Annotated in this window: 15 protein-coding genes and 4 tRNA genes; 8 read left to right on the plus strand and 11 right to left on the minus strand. The window is 51.5% G+C overall.

The features are described from left to right. Positions 1 to 80: 80 nt before the first annotated feature. Positions 81 to 2,084 carry a methyl-accepting chemotaxis protein gene (locus TSP01S_RS04745; protein ID WP_041076921.1) on the plus strand — a complete coding sequence of 668 codons (2,004 nt, stop codon included), beginning with the start codon at positions 81 to 83 and terminating at the stop codon, positions 2,082 to 2,084. A gap of 69 nt (positions 2,085 to 2,153) precedes the next feature. Here TSP01S_RS04745 and TSP01S_RS10225 read toward each other — a convergent pair whose 3' ends face one another. Next, complete coding sequence (locus TSP01S_RS10225; RefSeq protein ID WP_197538913.1) at positions 2,154 to 2,318, minus strand: ATP-binding cassette domain-containing protein; 165 nt, start codon at positions 2,316 to 2,318, stop codon at positions 2,154 to 2,156. Between the two features lie 100 nt (positions 2,319 to 2,418). On the opposite strand from TSP01S_RS10225, the gene TSP01S_RS04755 reads away from it, so the two are divergent. Continuing rightward, complete coding sequence (locus TSP01S_RS04755) at positions 2,419 to 2,958, plus strand: VanZ family protein (protein WP_041076923.1); 540 nt, start codon at positions 2,419 to 2,421, stop codon at positions 2,956 to 2,958. Between the two features lie 42 nt (positions 2,959 to 3,000). Here TSP01S_RS04755 and TSP01S_RS04760 read toward each other — a convergent pair whose 3' ends face one another. Further along, positions 3,001 to 4,974: an efflux RND transporter permease subunit gene (locus tag TSP01S_RS04760; RefSeq protein WP_041076925.1), complete on the minus strand. Its 1,974-nt coding sequence runs from the start codon at positions 4,972 to 4,974 to the stop codon at positions 3,001 to 3,003. Positions 4,975 to 5,023: 49 nt separating this feature from the next. Between TSP01S_RS04760 and TSP01S_RS04765 the strand changes: the two genes are divergently transcribed. After that, the gene (locus tag TSP01S_RS04765) at positions 5,024 to 5,791 is read left to right on the plus strand and encodes a TatD family hydrolase (protein WP_041076927.1); all 768 of its coding nucleotides are present in this window, start codon (positions 5,024 to 5,026) and stop codon (positions 5,789 to 5,791) included. On the opposite strand, the gene TSP01S_RS04770 is transcribed toward TSP01S_RS04765, so the two are convergent. Next, positions 5,781 to 6,956 (minus strand): MFS transporter, encoded by a 1,176-nt coding sequence (locus tag TSP01S_RS04770; RefSeq protein ID WP_231848612.1) that lies wholly within the window; start codon positions 6,954 to 6,956, stop codon positions 5,781 to 5,783. The genes TSP01S_RS04765 and TSP01S_RS04770 overlap by 11 nt on opposite strands. Before the next feature lie 95 nt (positions 6,957 to 7,051). On the opposite strand from TSP01S_RS04770, the gene TSP01S_RS04775 reads away from it, so the two are divergent. Next, a tRNA-Asn gene (locus TSP01S_RS04775) sits at positions 7,052 to 7,127 on the plus strand. Positions 7,128 to 7,245: 118 nt separating this feature from the next. On the opposite strand, the gene TSP01S_RS04780 is transcribed toward TSP01S_RS04775, so the two are convergent. Continuing rightward, positions 7,246 to 7,321: transfer RNA gene (locus tag TSP01S_RS04780), tRNA-Glu, on the minus strand. Positions 7,322 to 7,393: 72 nt separating this feature from the next. Then, a tRNA-Pro gene (locus tag TSP01S_RS04785) sits at positions 7,394 to 7,471 on the minus strand. A gap of 98 nt (positions 7,472 to 7,569) precedes the next feature. Here TSP01S_RS04785 and TSP01S_RS04790 point away from each other — a divergent pair. Next, positions 7,570 to 7,646, plus strand: a tRNA-Pro gene (locus TSP01S_RS04790). On the opposite strand, the gene meaB is transcribed toward TSP01S_RS04790, so the two are convergent. Genes meaB through TSP01S_RS04805 form a run of 4 tightly spaced genes read right to left on the minus strand, consistent with a single transcriptional unit; the run spans position 7,625 to position 11,395 of the window. After that, positions 7,625 to 8,503, minus strand: coding sequence for a methylmalonyl Co-A mutase-associated GTPase MeaB (meaB, locus tag TSP01S_RS10165; RefSeq protein ID WP_082021645.1), 879 nt, complete (start codon positions 8,501 to 8,503; stop codon positions 7,625 to 7,627). The genes TSP01S_RS04790 and meaB overlap by 22 nt on opposite strands. Further along, a complete protein-coding gene (locus TSP01S_RS04795) occupies positions 8,493 to 8,906 on the minus strand; it encodes a cobalamin B12-binding domain-containing protein (RefSeq protein ID WP_041076931.1) in 414 nt (137 codons plus the stop codon). The genes meaB and TSP01S_RS04795 overlap by 11 nt, the downstream gene beginning before the upstream one ends. Positions 8,907 to 8,919: 13 nt before the next feature. Beyond that, a complete protein-coding gene (locus TSP01S_RS04800; protein ID WP_041076933.1) occupies positions 8,920 to 10,599 on the minus strand; it encodes an acyl-CoA mutase large subunit family protein in 1,680 nt (559 codons plus the stop codon). Further along, positions 10,589 to 11,395, minus strand: a complete 807-nt coding sequence (locus TSP01S_RS04805) for a radical SAM protein (protein ID WP_231848613.1) — start codon at positions 11,393 to 11,395, stop codon at positions 10,589 to 10,591. Before TSP01S_RS04805 ends, TSP01S_RS04800 begins: the two co-directional genes overlap by 11 nt. Before the next feature lie 73 nt (positions 11,396 to 11,468). On the opposite strand from TSP01S_RS04805, the gene TSP01S_RS04810 reads away from it, so the two are divergent. From TSP01S_RS04810 to TSP01S_RS04820, 3 genes are read left to right on the plus strand one after another with little or no spacing between them, the layout of a single operon-like run. Then, positions 11,469 to 12,311: a M55 family metallopeptidase gene (locus TSP01S_RS04810; protein WP_041076935.1), complete on the plus strand. Its 843-nt coding sequence runs from the start codon at positions 11,469 to 11,471 to the stop codon at positions 12,309 to 12,311. A gap of 3 nt (positions 12,312 to 12,314) precedes the next feature. Next, a complete protein-coding gene (locus TSP01S_RS04815; protein WP_041076937.1) occupies positions 12,315 to 13,214 on the plus strand; it encodes a bifunctional enoyl-CoA hydratase/phosphate acetyltransferase in 900 nt (299 codons plus the stop codon). After that, positions 13,211 to 14,143, plus strand: coding sequence for a helix-turn-helix domain-containing protein (locus tag TSP01S_RS04820; RefSeq protein WP_041076939.1), 933 nt, complete (start codon positions 13,211 to 13,213; stop codon positions 14,141 to 14,143). The genes TSP01S_RS04815 and TSP01S_RS04820 overlap by 4 nt, the downstream gene beginning before the upstream one ends. Positions 14,144 to 14,171: 28 nt before the next feature. Here the strand turns inward: TSP01S_RS04820 and TSP01S_RS04825 are convergent, their stop codons facing one another. Both TSP01S_RS04825 and TSP01S_RS04830 read right to left on the minus strand, forming a co-directional pair. Beyond that, the gene (locus TSP01S_RS04825) at positions 14,172 to 14,921 is read right to left on the minus strand and encodes an IclR family transcriptional regulator (RefSeq protein ID WP_052463507.1); all 750 of its coding nucleotides are present in this window, start codon (positions 14,919 to 14,921) and stop codon (positions 14,172 to 14,174) included. 7 nt (positions 14,922 to 14,928) lie between these two features. Beyond that, a complete protein-coding gene (locus TSP01S_RS04830; RefSeq protein WP_041076941.1) occupies positions 14,929 to 15,951 on the minus strand; it encodes a sugar kinase in 1,023 nt (340 codons plus the stop codon). Positions 15,952 to 15,975 lie beyond the last annotated feature (24 nt).

A 15,975-nucleotide genomic window follows, 5' to 3' on the forward strand; every position in this document is an offset into this window, starting at 1 on the left:
GAGCTCTGTGCAAAACATATAATCTTGAAAGATCAAAACTTGAATAAAACTTTGCACTTCGATCGAAGGAGGCATGCAAAATGAAATCTCTGAGAGCCAAGATGCTACTGTTGATACTGCTACCTGTGGTTGCAGGTCTGATCGTGGCAGGATTGGTGAGCTATTTGCTCAGCAACTCTACGGTCACAGACTACGTAGAAGAAAGCAGCTCCGAGATAGCCAGTAAAGCTTCAGGCATCGTGGACGAATGGCTCTACGGAGTGATCAAGGAAGTAGAGTGGCTTGCGGGAACTAACGCCGTCATGAACGCTCTCAAGTCGGGCGACTGGAAAGATCTGATGGAGAACTATCTACCACCACGCTTGAAAAATAAACCGTACATCGAAATGGCGTTCATAGCGTATCCGGACGGTAGCGCTCCGACGACGGCTGGAAGTGTCGCTAACGTCGCGGACAGAGAATACTTCAACAAGATCATGAAGCAGAATTACTCTGTGGTTGTCAGCGATGCGCTCGTGTCAAAGGCCACCGGGAAGAACATCTTCGTGATCGCCACCGTGGTGAAGGACAGTTCGGGAAAAACCCTGGGTTTGTTCGGTGCCACTGTGCTGCTCGATACGATAAGCAAGATCGCATCCGGGATCAAGGTTGGTAAGAGTGGTTACGGCTGGGTGATCGATTCGAAGGGGCAGATCGTGGCGCACCCGAATTCAGATTATTTGATGAAACTGAACGTTCTGGACGCCTCGAAACAAGGTTTCAAAGGTCTCGAAGACGTTGCCAAGAAAGCCCTCGCCAAGGAATCTGGATTTGGAAAGATCACCAACCCCAAAGGCGAAATTGAGTACGTTTTCTACGCACCGCTGCATTATGCGGAGGGTTGGTCTTTCCTCGTGAGCGTGCCAGAAAAGCAGATCCTTTCGACGGTCAAAGGTTTGACGATTCCAATAATCATCATCTTCATCGTTCTTGCGGCGATCATGGCGGCTTTAATACTGTACACGAGTACCTCGATTTCCAAACCCATCAAGACTCTTGCGGGAAGGGCGCTCGAGTTTGGCAAAGGAGACCTCACGGTCAGGTTCGAAGCGAAAGGCAGAGACGAAGTTGCACAGATGGCCCAGGCACTCAACCAGATGGCAGACACCTTGAGAGAGTCTGTGAAGATCATAAACGAATCTTCCACGCAGGTCCACGATTCTGCACAGAATCTTGCAAGCACTGCACAGGAACTGAGCGCCTCATCAGAAGAGCTTGCATCGCAGATGGAAGAAGTCAACAGATCTGTCCAGAACGCGTCCGCTTCGATAGAAGAAGTCACAAGCGGCATAGAAGAAGTTGCAGCCAGTGCACAGAACGTATCCAAAGCTGCCCAGATGCTTTCTGAAAGATCCAGCCAGGTGAACGCTGCTGCGAAGGAAGGAGAGAAGGCCATAAAGAACATAGTGGAGATGATAAGACAAGCGAAAGACAAAGTGGAACAGACGGCCGTAGTGGTGAGCGAGCTGAGCCAGCAGGCCAAGAACATAGGTCAGATACTTCAGACGATCAACTCGATAGCAGAGCAGACGAACCTTTTGGCGTTGAACGCGGCGATAGAGGCAGCGAGGGCGGGAGAAGCAGGCAGAGGTTTTGCGGTGGTTGCGGACGAGATAAGGAAGCTTGCAGAAGAGAGCAAGAGAGCGACGGACCGGATAGGACAGATACTGAGTCAGATAAGTCAGGGTGCGATGAAGGCGGATGGGGCGACGAAAGAAGTTGTGGGAGTGGTTGAGGGGATAAGCAAAGATGCAGAAGGGGTGGAGGGTCAGTTCAGGAAGATAGCGGAGCAGATAGACGGTATGGTGAGTCAGATAGAGAGCCTGGCGGCGAGTGCAGAGGAACAGAGTGCGGCGGCTGAAGAGATGAGCAGTGCGATGGACACAGCGACGAAGTCGATCAGCACGATAGCACACCAGATAGAAGAAATGACGAAGGCGGTGAAAGAGCAGGCGAACGCGAGCCAGGGTGTGAGCAGTCTGTCTGAAGAGATGTCTTCGATCGCGGAGAGTTTGGTAGAGCAGGTGAGAAAGTTCAAAATCTGAGAACACTCTGGAAAGAAGATGGGCCCCTTCGGGCCCATTTTTCTTCACCAAGCTGTTGACCGCAACGGTTCACATACCCAGATACGCCTTCTTCACCAGATCGCTCTCGAGTAGCTCTTTCCCTGTACCGTGTGCGACGATCCTTCCTGTCTGGAGCACGTAACCTCTGCTGGCTATCTCCAGGGCTTCCTGAACCTTCTGTTCCACCAGGAGTACCGCGACGCTTTTTTTCATCCGGCCAAGTTTGAAGCAGGGAAGAAACAGAGCATGTCGTGACGAGTCATCAACACTTCATTTGAGAATGGCAGAATAGGATTGAAGGGAGCGAGGAACGGTGAGCAAATGGACTTCAGTACTGACATGCGTTTTGCTTTTCTGGATCGTCGTCGTTTTCTATTTCGGTACCAGAAACGCGATCGTTTCTTCTAAGCAAGCTCGCTGGGCCTACACCGTTTTGAAAAAGATCGACCAGATGCTGGACTTTTCACAGACGGAGCTTTTCACGAAGATCAGGAATGGCTTGAACAGGCTCTGGTTCGGCAACAAGAAGATGCCATCGATCGAGCTCGTTCGGAAATCTGCACATTTTGGTCTGTACATGATACTCGGGATCGTGGCTTTTTGGTTCGCGCTGGTGTATTCTCGAAGCTTGTTGATCGCAACGCTCATGGGTGTTTCGCTGGCTGCGCTCGTGGCAAGTCTGGACGAATATTTTCAACAGTTCAGAGGGAGAGGCGCTTCACTCAACGATGTCGTGATCGACATCTCAGGTGCACTGACAGGAACGATCCTCTGCTTGGTCGTCTTCGGTGTTGTGAAATCGCTAAGGACATTGTCGAAGAGAAGGATGGAATCGATCAACGGAAAAATCTAAGATGGAGACCGATCAGAACGTTCGTCGCTTCAGCATGAACGATCATCGAGTTTTGATGTTCTGTGATAGCAACGACGGGAGCAACAGCAAACTGTACATCGCAGCGAGCAACATACCAACGAATATGAGCGTTGCTATGTGCACGTGAACCTTCATGGGTGAAAGGAACAACACAGAGAATCCCAGAGCAACGCCGAACGCGTTAGCAACGATGGGTTTTCGTGTGAGCATGTAGGCTTCCACCACGGATTTGTGTTTCAGATACGCACAACCGAAGTGTATCGCATAATCGATACCCGCACCGAGCACTATGTTCATGAGGCATGCGCTGATGGCGTTCAGAGGAATTCTGAACAATCCCATCGCCCCGTAGAGACTCAACAGCGTCATCGCGATGGGTAAACACGCGACGAGGCCGAGTTTGAAATTTCTGAGCGTGAAACCCATCATGAGCGCGATGGCAAGCAGCGCAAAAACTAAACTGGTACGCAGATTCTCTATGACGAATTCGTTCATTTCCATGTACTTGAAGTCTTCACCAGAGAGTTTGATCGACTTTATCGAACCTTCAGCGAGAGAAGACGCGATCGTTTCGATCCGCCTGTACGTTTTACTATCGACACGCTTTGGAAAGGCCAGCATGAGTGCGGAATTGTTCTTCCGGTCAAAAAGGATGCCTTCAGGCAGGATCGCCAGAACGAGATTTCTGAGAGGTTGTGGTAGCAGCTCGTACAGATCCAGCAGTGAGAAAGTCCTTTCGCAGTGATCCTTCAGACTGTCTCTCACCATCTTCAGCGATTCGAGGCCTTCTCGACTCTGCACGTCCACGTTGAGATCGATCTTCAAGAATATGGGAACCTTTATGCCCGCAATCGCTTCGATTACCCTGGCACCTTTCATGACCTTGGAGCCGGATCTGAAGAAAATCAACGAATGGAACTCTGCCTCCACCCTTCCAGCGAAGGTGCAGAAGAAGATGAATAGACCAAGAAAGATGAGGATGTTCATCCACCTGTTCCTCAACGTTCCACTGATCGTGGTCGTTCGTGGCGATCTTCTGATGTCCAGCAAAGTGACTGTGGGTGGTAGAAAAACGAATGTAGTCGCTCCTGCCGTCGCAACACCGAGTGCACCGCTGAAGCCCAGTTCTCTCATCACAGGCGAGCTCGTCAGACCGAGGCTCAAAAACCCTACAACCGTTGTTAGGACCGTCATCAGTAAAGCGAAGAAGGTTTCACGGAAAGAGATGTAGGCCCTTTCGAACCTGTTGGGGTCTGTCAAGCTCAAGTACCTGTTGACGTAGTGCAGCGCTGCGGAGCTCCCCATTATCAGCGTGATGAAGGGCATCAGGACGTTTTCCATCGTCACGGGTTTGTCGATCGCGGCGTAGAAGCCGAGCAGATAAACCGTGGCGAGTACGCTCGGAAGGAACGCGAGTACCGCAGCCCAGAAGTTCTTCAGAGTGAAGTAGAACACGAAAAACATGATCAGCAACGCTACCGGGGTAAGATAGGAAAGGATCATCTTCACGTAATCCATGGCCATCGCACCGATGTAGGATATTCCAAAGACCAAACCGCCTTTCGGTGCGATGGTTTTGTAGATCCTTCGGGAAGTATCTTCAGGACTCTTCGAGATGAACACAACCAGCAGTGCGTAATCTTTTCCCTCAAACTGGCCGATCAGTCTCAACCTCTGAGCCAGTGCGGTGTTGTTGGCCATGGTGAGTGGAAATTCGAACGGATTGATCACCATCAGAACTCCGTCGAGGTTTCGAAGGTTCTGAACCGTGTCGAGAACTTCTTCACGGGTTCTGTAAGGTACGGCGACGATGGCCACGTCCCTGAGATAAAAGGTTCTCGATATTTCTCTTTCCGCAGCGACGTATCGCGATTCTCTGGAAACCTGTGACTTGAAATAAGCCCTCACCTTCAGCTTCGGAAGTTGTGAGGCTGAAAGAATACCCAGAATGAGCATCAAACTCAGCGCGAGCCAGGGTTTCTTTATCCAGGCCATGCACCTTTCTCCTGATACAATTCTAACTGTGAAAGGAGGTTTCAAAGCCGTGAGACTAATAGACACACACGCGCACCTTCATTTTCACCAGTTCGAGAAGGATCTGGATCAGATCATCAAGAAGCTCGATTCGCACAAATTCGCCTTCGTCGTCAACGTGGGTATAGATGTTGAAGACTCGAAAAAAGCCATAGCCTTGAGTGAAAAATACGAAAAACTCTATTGCTCCATAGGGATCCATCCCCACGAAGCTTCGGGTGCTCCGGAAGATTTCCTTCACACTTTCGAGGAATTGCTGAAAAACGAAAAGGTCGTCGCGATCGGAGAGTGTGGTCTGGATTATTACAGGATGCTTTCTCCGAAAGAGTTACAGCGCGAGGTCTTCGAGAAGCAGTTGAAGTTCGCAAAAGATGTGGACATGCCTGTAATAGTTCACATCAGGGACGCTTACGATGAAGCTTACGAAATTCTCAGCAAGGTTGGACTGCCAACGAGCGGTGGTGTCGTACATGCCTTCTCCGCTGATGAGGAATGGGCGTTGAAGTTCGTTGAACTCGGCATGTATATAGGTATCGGTGGTCCGGTCACCTATCCGAACAACCACACGCTCAGACGCGTTGTGAGGGTGGTGGGAATCGAAAACATCCTGATTGAGACCGACTGTCCTTACCTGGCTCCGCAACCAGTGAGGGGCAGGAGGAACGAACCGATCTACGTGAGGTTTGTCGTTGAAGAAATAGCGAAGATTTTGGACATGGACATAGAAGACGCGGTGGAGACCATCGTGAAGAACGCGGAAGAACTCTTCAAGCCTTGACTTTCTCAACGTGTCTGCGATACCATCTCATCGCCGGTATCGCGCTGATCAGACTCGCTGTGAAGATGAGTGAAGATGTTAAAAACACCCACCTGTGGCCGAGCTTCCCTGCGATCTGAGTTGAAAGCACAGGTATGAAAGTTCTGCTCAAGATGTTGAGTCCCTGGAAGAAACCTTCCCACCTGCCGAGCTCCCTCGGTGAAAGGCTCATCTTTATGTGCTCCTTGGCTGGAAACCACAGTATGTACCCAAGACCCATGACCGTGTGCGAAATGAAAAACACGTACACGTTCGGCACGAACCAGGCGACGAACACGAGGATGATCAAAACAGAACTAACGACGAGATTCCTGACCGAACTGGAATTGAGCCTTTTCTTCCACAGGTACGACACAACCACAGAGATCGAAAAGATCATCTCGAACAGGAAGGGGGAAGAGCTGTCCAACTTGAAGTGGTCCATGAGGTAATAAGAGATGATCAGAAAGCTCGAGAAGCTGAACGACAGATACGCCAGGTACTGATGGAGCATCATGGAAATGAACGCCCCATTCGTGTTTCCAGCGAGAACGTGACTTTCGTGCAGGCTCGAACCAGTTTCAACGTGTGCCAGCACCTTCACTAAAGAGAATGCGTAGAACAGATTCGCAACGAATATGGAACCGAAGATGAAGGTGAGGAATCTCAGATCTTTCATCTGTCTCGCCAGAACGAAGACGAGTAGGAAGTAAACCACGGCCTTGGTGAACTCGGTGACCAAGAATTGCATCGAATAGATCTCTTCGCGCTGCTTCGGTGAGAACAGTGCCCTTTCGTACATGACCTGGCAAGGATAGAAAACGTCCGTGACACCGAGCAAGAGTTGAGCGACCACGAACGCGTAGACATTCCTCGTGAAGATGAAGGACAAACTCCCTATGGCGAAGAAAGTTCTTGCGATCGCGTAACCGTAGTTCACGCTGATCGTCTCGAACTTCTTTCCCAAGAAGTACGTGAGGATGGCCTGAAAAACGTAAACAGCACTGAAGAGCCATCCGATATCTTCTATCGAGATGTTGAGCAATCTTCCAAGAGTTGGAGCGGCAATGATAGCTGAAAAAGAAAAACCGCTCAGAGAATAAAAGAGCAGATACCGTTTCACCTGCTTTGGCAAGTTCTTCCACATGAGCCTCGCCCGTTTCATCGTTAATTCAAGAGTAAACAAATCTACACTTGAAATGGGATGAGCCTTTGATAGAATAATTAGCGAAAACAATTCGCTCCGGCGTAGCTCAACCGGCAGAGCGGGTGGCTGTTAACCACTAGGTTGCAGGTTCGAGTCCTGCCGCCGGAGCCAGGGTTGAAATCGGTTTTTCAATCTTGCTGATGGCGGGTCGAACGCGACCCGCACTTTTGTTTTCAAGACGTACGGGCATGAAAAACCGCTCCGTACGGAGCGGTCCTACTTTTCATTCTGGCGCCCCCAAGGGGATTCGAACCCCTGCTTCTGGCTTGAAAGGCCAGTGTCCTAGGCCGCTAGACGATGGGGGCAACCAAGGTTATCTTACAACAACTCTTTCAAATGGTCAAGTGTCGTTTTTAGAAAAGGCGGCAACCGCCGCCTGGTCGGGGCGACTGGACTTGAACCAGCGACCTCTTGCGCCCCATGCAAGCGCGCTAGCCAACCTGCGCCACGCCCCGCATTATCCATTCTACCACGATCCTCTTTTTTGTGCAAGCGGTTTTGACTTTCTGACAGTTGTCAAGGTCCTCCGTGTGTGGTATCATTTTTATTGGCTCAGGGGGTAGTTCAGTTGGCCAGAACGCCGGAATCGGGGTCCGGAGGTCGAGGGTTCAAGTCCCTCCCCCCTGACCATTTTTTAAGCGTTCGCACATCGATCTGAGTGCCGCTTCCACGCCTTCGTAGGGATCTTCCAGATCTGCGAGCGAAAGATACTTCTGCAGAGTCCTCCTCGCAAGATTTTCTGCGTGGTGCTTCATCCTCTGCCTTCTCAGTTCTTTCAGCTTCCCAGTTTCTACGAGTTTCTCCCAGAGCGTTGTTATTTTGTTCACCAGTTCTTCGATTCCATGCGCGTTCAGAGCGGAGGTCTTCACCACGCTCGAAACGTCCCGACCAGCGAACGTGAGGAAACTCACCAATTGGTCATACAGAGAATCGCTTCCCACCAGATCCGCTTTGTTCACCACGTATATGTCTGCGATCTCCATGATGCCGGCCTTCAGAAGCTGCATCTCGTCCCCGAAACCCGGTGACAGGACCAGCACCACCACATCGGCCACGTACCGCACTTCGACCTCGGCCTGCCCAACTCCCACGGTTTCCACCAGAACGTAATCGAAACCGACAGATTCGAGCAACTCCACAACATCGTAGATGCTTTCGTTCAAACCACCCAAGGCTCCGCGTGACGCCATACTGCGTATGAAAACACCGTCGTCCAGAAAATGTTTCTTCATTCTTACCCTGTCACCCAGAAAAGCTCCTTGGCTGAACGGACTCGAAGGATCAACTGCGACGACTGCGACCGTTTTTCCTGAGGATCTGAGTTTTGCGATCACTTGATCTATCAGCGTGCTTTTACCGACTCCGGGGCTACCCGTGAAACCGATCACCGGGGCCGTTCTTCTGGGCAGACTGGTCAATATTTCCCTCGCCTTCTCGGGCGTGTTCTCCAGCAAGGTTATGAGTCTGGCGATGTTTTTATGATCCATTTGCGCTCGTCACTCCTTCCAGAACTTCTTTGACCTCCTGAACGATTTTCGACAGCGGTGTTCCGGGTCCGAACACACGACACACACCTATCTCGAGCAGCTTTGGCACATCGTCCGGAGGGATGATGCCACCGACGAAGACCGGTACATGTCCTATGCCTTCTTTTTTCATCAGATCGATGACTTTCTTCGACAGTTGCAGATGCGCCCCTGACAGGATCGAAAGTCCTATCAGATCGACGTCTTCCTGAATGGCAGTTTTCACGATCTGTTCGGGCGTTTGCCTCAAACCTGTGTATATGACCTCAAAACCTGCATCGCGCAGGGCGTGAGCCACCACCTTTGCCCCGCGGTCGTGCCCATCCAGGCCGGGTTTTGCGATCAATATCCTGTATTTCTTCATTCAGATCACCCCCTCAGATCGCGGTACTCTCGGTGTATTCGCCGTAGACTTCTCTCAGCACATCGCTTATCTCACCGAGTGTCGCGTAGCATTTCACCGCTTCGAACACGTATGGAACGATGTTTCTACCTTCCTGTGCGGCCTGCTTCAACTCTTTCAAGGCGTTCGCCACAGCCTTGTTATCTCGTTCTCTCTTCAACCGCCTCAGCGCTTCTTTCTGTTTCTCCTCGAGTGTGGGGTCAACTTTCAGGATGTTCTCTATGGGTTTTTCTTCACTGACCTGGAACGCGTTCACACCAACGACGATCTGTTCACCTTTCTCTATGGCGAGCTGTTGTTCGTACGCGCTCTTGTGGATCTCCTTCTGAACGTAACCGAGCTCTATCGCGCGGACCATGCCACCCAGAGAGTCGATCTTTTCCAGATATTCCCAGACTTTCTCTTCGATCTGGTTCGTCAGCGCCTCGATCGCGAAAGAACCTGCCAGAGGATCGACGATGTCCGCAACACCGGACTCGTACGCGATGATCTGCTGGGTTCTCAGGGCAACCTGAACGGACTGTTCCGTCGGGAGGCCGAGCGCTTCATCGTACGAATTGGTGTGCAAAGACTGAGTGCCTCCGAGTACCGCGGCGAGCGCCTGTATCGCCACACGAACGATGTTGTTCAGCGGTTGCTGCGCAGTGAGGGTGGAACCGGCTGTCTGAGTGTGGAACCTCAGCCTCAGCGCTTCCGGGTTGCTGACGTTGAAACGTTCCTTCATGATCTTTGCCCAGATGCGCCTTGCGGCTCTGAACTTCGCGATTTCCTCCAGGAAGTTGTTGTGCGCGGCAAAGAAGAAAGAGAGCTGTCTTCCAAACACGTTCGGGTCCAGCCCCGCCTTGATGGCCGCTTCCACGTACGCGATCGCATCACCGAACGTGAACGCGAGCTCCTGAACGGCGTTGGCGCCCGCTTCCCTTATGTGGTAACCGCTGATGCTTATCGTGTTCCACTTGGGCATGTGCTTGGCGCAGAATTCGAAGATGTCTGTGACTATCTTCATCGATGGTTCGGGTGGGAATATGTAAGTACCCCTGGCGATGTATTCTTTCAGGATGTCGTTCTGTATCGTGCCCCTGAGCTCCTCGAGTTTCGCACCCTGTTTCTGCGCCGTCACGGCGTACATGCTCAGCAGTATGACAGCGGTGGAGTTTATGGTCATCGACGTGCTCACATCTTTCAATGGAATTCCATCGAAGAGGATTTCTATGTCCCGCAGAGAATCAACCGCGACTCCCACGCGCCCGACTTCACCTTCGGCCAGGGGATGGTCGGAGTCGTAACCGATCTGCGTTGGCAGATCGAACGCCACGGAGAGACCCGTCTGACCCTGCTGGAGCAGGTACTTGAAACGCCTGTTGGTTTCTTCAGCGGTACCGAAGCCGGCGTACTGTCTCATCGTCCACAGTCTGCCACGGTACATCGTTCTCTGGACTCCGCGCGTGTAGGGATACTCTCCGGGCATGTTGAGATCTCTCAGATAATCCATTTCTGCCACATCGAGAGGAGTGTAGCATCTCTTGAACTCGTAGCCGGAGCTCGACAGGAACTTTTCCTTTCTCTCAGGGAACTTCTTCAGATCGTTCTCCAACTGTGCCTGCCACTGCTGGAAAGCTTCCTCGATTCTTTTGAGTTGTTCTTTATCGTACATCCTTCGCCACCCCCGTCTTCAAAAGTTTTACCAATGTGAACGAACAACAACCTTTGAAATCTGGTTGAACTCTGAACACTGGTTTCACCATCACGCGCACGAAATCTCTCACTGATTCCTGCAAGAGTCGTCTGTATTCACCACGAGGTTGCATGCAACCGAGTGCGACGAGATCGAATTTTTCAGACGCATATTCGAATATTTTCCTCACCTCAGACAGATCTGGTGGTGAGGCATTGGAGAATCTGGTATTCTGCGTCGGGACGAACACGTTCAGAACGACGGCGTTGAAAAATCCTGACAGCGTTTCCAGTGCGTCGTACTCGTGCGTGATGCGACCTTCGTGGATTCCGACCGTCACGTGTGGGATCGCCGGAACGTTGGTCTGTACGATGGCGTTCAAAAGTTGCAGCGGTGGGACAGAAAACCCGTAGACTTCCCGCATGATCTTCGAATCGGCGAAGAAGTCGAAGCTCACGACGTCCGCCAGACCTTCGAGTTCTCTCAAAGGTGAAAGTGGAAAACCGACGTGAAAGTTGTAAGAAAGGCCGTATCTTCTTTTGAGTTCCCACAGTGTGTGCAGATGTTCTCTGAACGGTACGAGCAGATCCTTTTCCAGCCCACCACTTATGAGAAAACTTTTGTATCCTTCCTGAGCGAACTTTTCCATCTCCTGCAAAGTTTTCATGTGGAGAAGGTAGTGTCCACCGCAGTGTGCACAGTTCATTTTACACGTATGGTTGGTCAGAGAAACGGGGATCGTCCCGCTCGGATCGACGAAGATCAAACCGATCACCAAAACAAATCATACCATCTTGTCCCGCACTTCGTGGTATGATTCGAGAAGGTAGAGGGTGAGGAGGGATCGCATGAAGGTCTATATATCTGTTGACATGGAAGGGCTCGCGGGCATCGCGACGTGGGGGGAAGTCGATACCAGCAAGAGGGAAGCTTCCGAGGTGTTGTACGAACATTTGACAGCGTTGCTGCAGGGTTTGTTCTCCGCAAAGGTTCACGTCGAACATGTGCTGATCTCTGACGCACACGGTTCGGGCACGGCCATACCCTACAGGATATGTGAAGACTTCGACAGGGTCAGTTTGGTGCACGGTCCGATCAGGAAAGATTACATGATGAGCGGGTTGGATTCATCGTACGACAGGGTCATCTTCCTCGGATACCATGCGGGCATCGGTACGAAGCACGGCATCATGGACCACACCTATTCGAGTTCTCTGATACACAACATCTGGATCAACAATAAGAGGATGAACGAAGCGCTCATAAACGCAGCCTTTGCGGCCCATCATGGGGTACCTGTTTGCCTCGTTGTGGGAGACGAAGCGCTCGGTGAAGAACTGAAGAACGAGTTCAACGGTAGATGGCTCTTCGTGTCCACCAAGACGGGGCTGGGGCGTTACGCGGCGATCATGAAACCGAAGAAGCAGCTGTTTGAAGAGATCAAGAGTGCGGCGGCGCAAGCCCTCGAGATTCCCAGAAACGAACTGCCGCTCTTCAAATTCGAAAGGCCCGTGGAGTTGAAGATAGAGCTGAAAGATACAGTGTACGCAGACCTCGCCGAGCTGATACCAGGCGTGGAGAGGATCGATGGTCGCACGGTGAGGTTCGTTCACGACGATTACTCCGTGGTCTTCAATGCCATCATGGCCATAGTTTATGTGGCGATGGCTGCGAGGGACTGGAGGTCGTGAGCCATGATCAGATCTCTTCGCGAGCTACTCGAAAAGGCGAAACAGGCTGGCAGGAAGAATCTCGTCGTTGTTGGTGCTGAAGATGCAGAAGCCGTGGAAGCTACACTGATGGCGAAAAAGGAGGGACTGGTGGGGCGAATCTTTCTCGTTGGAAATGCTCAGAAATTGAAAAGTTATGAGAACCTCAGCGATGTTGAGGTTGTGGACGGCTCCGACGAGGTGGACGCGAGCGAGAAAGGAGTGAAGCTCGTTTCTTCGAAGAAAGCAGACGTTCTGGTCAAAGGACTCGTGAAAACTTCGGTCCTTCTCAAAGCTGTCTTGAACAAGGAATGGGGTCTCAGGGGTTCAGGCCTTCTGACGCACATCGTGGCGGTGGAAGTTCCCGCCCTCGACAGGGTTGTGTTCATATCTGATGGGGGCATCGTCATAAGACCGTCGCTGGAAGAAAAGGTGAAACTTATTAACAACGCGGTTGAGGTGATGCGCAAGCTCGGTTACGAAACGCCGAAGGTTGCCTTGATATGTGCCGTTGAGACGGTGAATCCGGCCATGTCTGAGACTATGGAAGCAGCCATCCTCGCGAAGATGAACCAGCGCGGTGAGATCAAGAACTGCATAGTGGACGGACCGCTGGGGCTGGACAACGCTCTGGACTCGAGGGCGGCTGAGGTCAAGGGTGTGAAGAGTCCTGTCGCGGGATGCGCGGATCTTCTGATCGTACCAGACATCCATTCTGGTAACTTTCTTGGGAAATCGGCGATTTACTTCGCGGGTGGTAAGATCGCCGGGATGGTCATCGGTTCGAAGGCACCCATAGTGCTCGTTTCGAGGGCCGACACTGCGGAAAGCAAGTTGCTTTCGATAGCCATGGCGTGTGCCACGAGTGGAGGAATGGGTGAATGATAAAGATACTTCTACCAGCGAACGTCCTCGGCAGTGTTGAACTGTCATCCACCAAGGAAAAGCTGTTCATCGATGTCTACAACGATGGCGACTACGAAAAAAAGTTGCTTGAGGAATTCTGGGACATCGTGATGGGCCCCAGGAAGTTTGACAGCTTTACCACGATCTTCGTGAGTTCCACCGATGCCGTGGCGTTGGCCATCAGGTACCTCGAGAGCAGGATAGAGCTGGAAGAGATGAAAAAACGGCACGAAGTGCTCTACAGTTACGCGGAACTGCAGGGACCCACCTGTCATCAGACTCTGAGAGAACTTCAAAAACTCAAATACAGTCCCGAACAGATGATCGTTCTGGTTGCTGAAAAGGGAGTGCACCTGCTCGCGTATTTAGAGTACCTTTCGGCTGGTAGGTACTCTCAGGTTGAGGAAACCGTTTTTGAAGTGCACCTGGACGGGAAAATCAAAAGGGTCCTTTTCAGTGAACATCCACTGGAAGGTTTTTACAACTTCTGCATCCCACCCTTGAGGGAAAGGAAGAACGATATACCTTACATGGTGGACTGGATACTCTCTTCGATACATCAGAAACATAAATACCTGCCTGTGAACTTTCCCAGTGAGGAGATCATGGACCTGTTTCTGAAATACGACTGGCCGGGAAACACGGAAGAACTCATCAAGGTGGTTCACATGTGCTCCGCAGGTCTCGACGTGGTAAGTTATTTCGTCAGCTCGCTCCCGAACGTGGAGAAGGAAGAAGTCAGGTTGGTTGACTACGTGAAAAAGATCGTTGAGACCGTCGAGAAGAGAACCATAAAGACCATGCTCGAAAAGTACAAGTGGAATCGCAAGAAAGTTGCGTCGGTTCTTGGCTTAAACTACAAGACTTTGTGTTACAAGATCAAGAAGTACGGTATCACGAGACACTGAGGACACGCAGCCCCGCGGGGCTGCGCCCTCACGCTCCAAGCTTTTTCGAGATCTCCCTGGCGGTGTTCTTGACCTCTTCAGCGATCTTCGGAATGTTTTCCTCGTTCAAAGAACTGGACGCGGCGGTGACGCTGATCGCACCGATGACTTTGCCCGTGTAATCGAAGATGGGTGCTCCGACACACTTGACTCCGTATTCGTTCTCCTCGTTGTCCACCGCGTAGCCTCTTTCTCTGACCAGGGATAGCTCTTGTTTGAGTCTTTCCGGATCGGTGATCGTGTTCGACGTGCACCTGATCAGCTGGGTGTGCTTGAGGTATTCTTCGAGTTCTTCTTCGCTCAGGAATGCCAGGATGGCTTTGCCGAAAGCGGTGGAGTACAGTCTCATCTTCATGCCGATCCTGGAAATCGTGGGGATCGTTCTGGCGCTCTCCACTTTGTCTATGTATACACCCTCAAAACCGTCTCTCAGTGCGAAATGAACGGTCATGTTCGTCTTTTCCATCAGTTCGACGAGTAGCGGGTGAGCTATTTCACGAACTTCTATGTTCCTGAGCACCATGCTGCCGAGTTCGGCCAGCTTGTACGAAGCGAAGTAACGGTGCGTGTAAGGATCTTTGAACACGTAACCACATTTCAGGAGCGTTTCAAGGTGTTTGAAAGCGGCGGGAGCCGTGATGTGCAAGAAATCGGCCACGTCGCGAACTCTCACGCCGCTCTTCCTCGAGACGACGAACTCAAGGATTTTCAGCGCTCTCTCCACCGAATAGATGGCCATCCTATTTTCACCTCACAACCCTGCCGCTTCCAGCACCTTTCATCAGGCTCTTCACTTCCTCGACGCTCACCTCGTTGAAATCTCCCATGATCGTGTGCTTGAGACAAGAAGCAGCGACGGCGAATTCCAGCATCTCCTGTGGTTTCATACCCGCAAGGCAACCGTAGATGATACCCGCCGCGAAAGAATCTCCGGCACCCACTCTGTCCACGATGTGTACAGTGTACTGTCTGGCACTGTAGAAATCATCTCCATCGAGCAGTACGCCCGACCAGCCGTTCAAATTCGCAACCACACTTTCGCGCAGACTGATCGCGACTTTCTTGAAGCCGAACCGTTCCTTCAACCTGCGACATACCTGTTCGTATCCCTTCAAACTCAGCTTACCCTCGACTACGTTGCTCTCATCAGCCTTGATGCCGAAGACTTTCTCTGCGTCCTCTTCGTTCGCGAACAGGACATCGACGTGCTTGACCAGCTCGGACATCACCGTTCGAGCCTTTTCTTCGCTCCAGAGTTTTGCCCTGTAATTCAGATCGCACGAAACGGTTATACCTTTTTCCTTGGCTTTCCTGAGGGCATCGAGGCAGGCTCGAACCAAGTTTTCTCCAAGGGCGGGGGTTATACCTGTGAAGTGGAACCAGTTAGCCTTGTCGAAGATTCTGTCCCAGTCGTATTCTTCCGGTTTGGAGAGGGCGAAGGCCGAGTTCGCCCTGTCGTAGATGACCTTGGAAGGTCTCTGTGAATATCCCGTCTCGAGAAAGTATATTCCCAACCTGCCTTCTCCGAATATGATGTGTGATGTGTCCACACCGTACTGTTTCAGATGGCGCACAACGGCGATTCCAAATTCGTTCTTCGGAAGCTTCGTGACGAAGGACGCTTCCACGCCGAAGTTCGCGAGCGATACAGCCACGTTGGCCTCGGCTCCCGCGTATGTAACGTCGAAGGTCCTGGCCTGAACGAACCTCAAAAAGTTTGGGGTTGCGAGCCTCATCATGATCTCACCGAACGTCACCACTCTCGACATGGACGCACCTCCATAACTGATAGT

The sequence above is a fragment of the Thermotoga caldifontis AZM44c09 genome, from assembly GCF_000828655.1.
GTDB classification, from domain to species: Bacteria; Thermotogota; Thermotogae; order Thermotogales; family DSM-5069; genus Pseudothermotoga_A; species Pseudothermotoga_A caldifontis.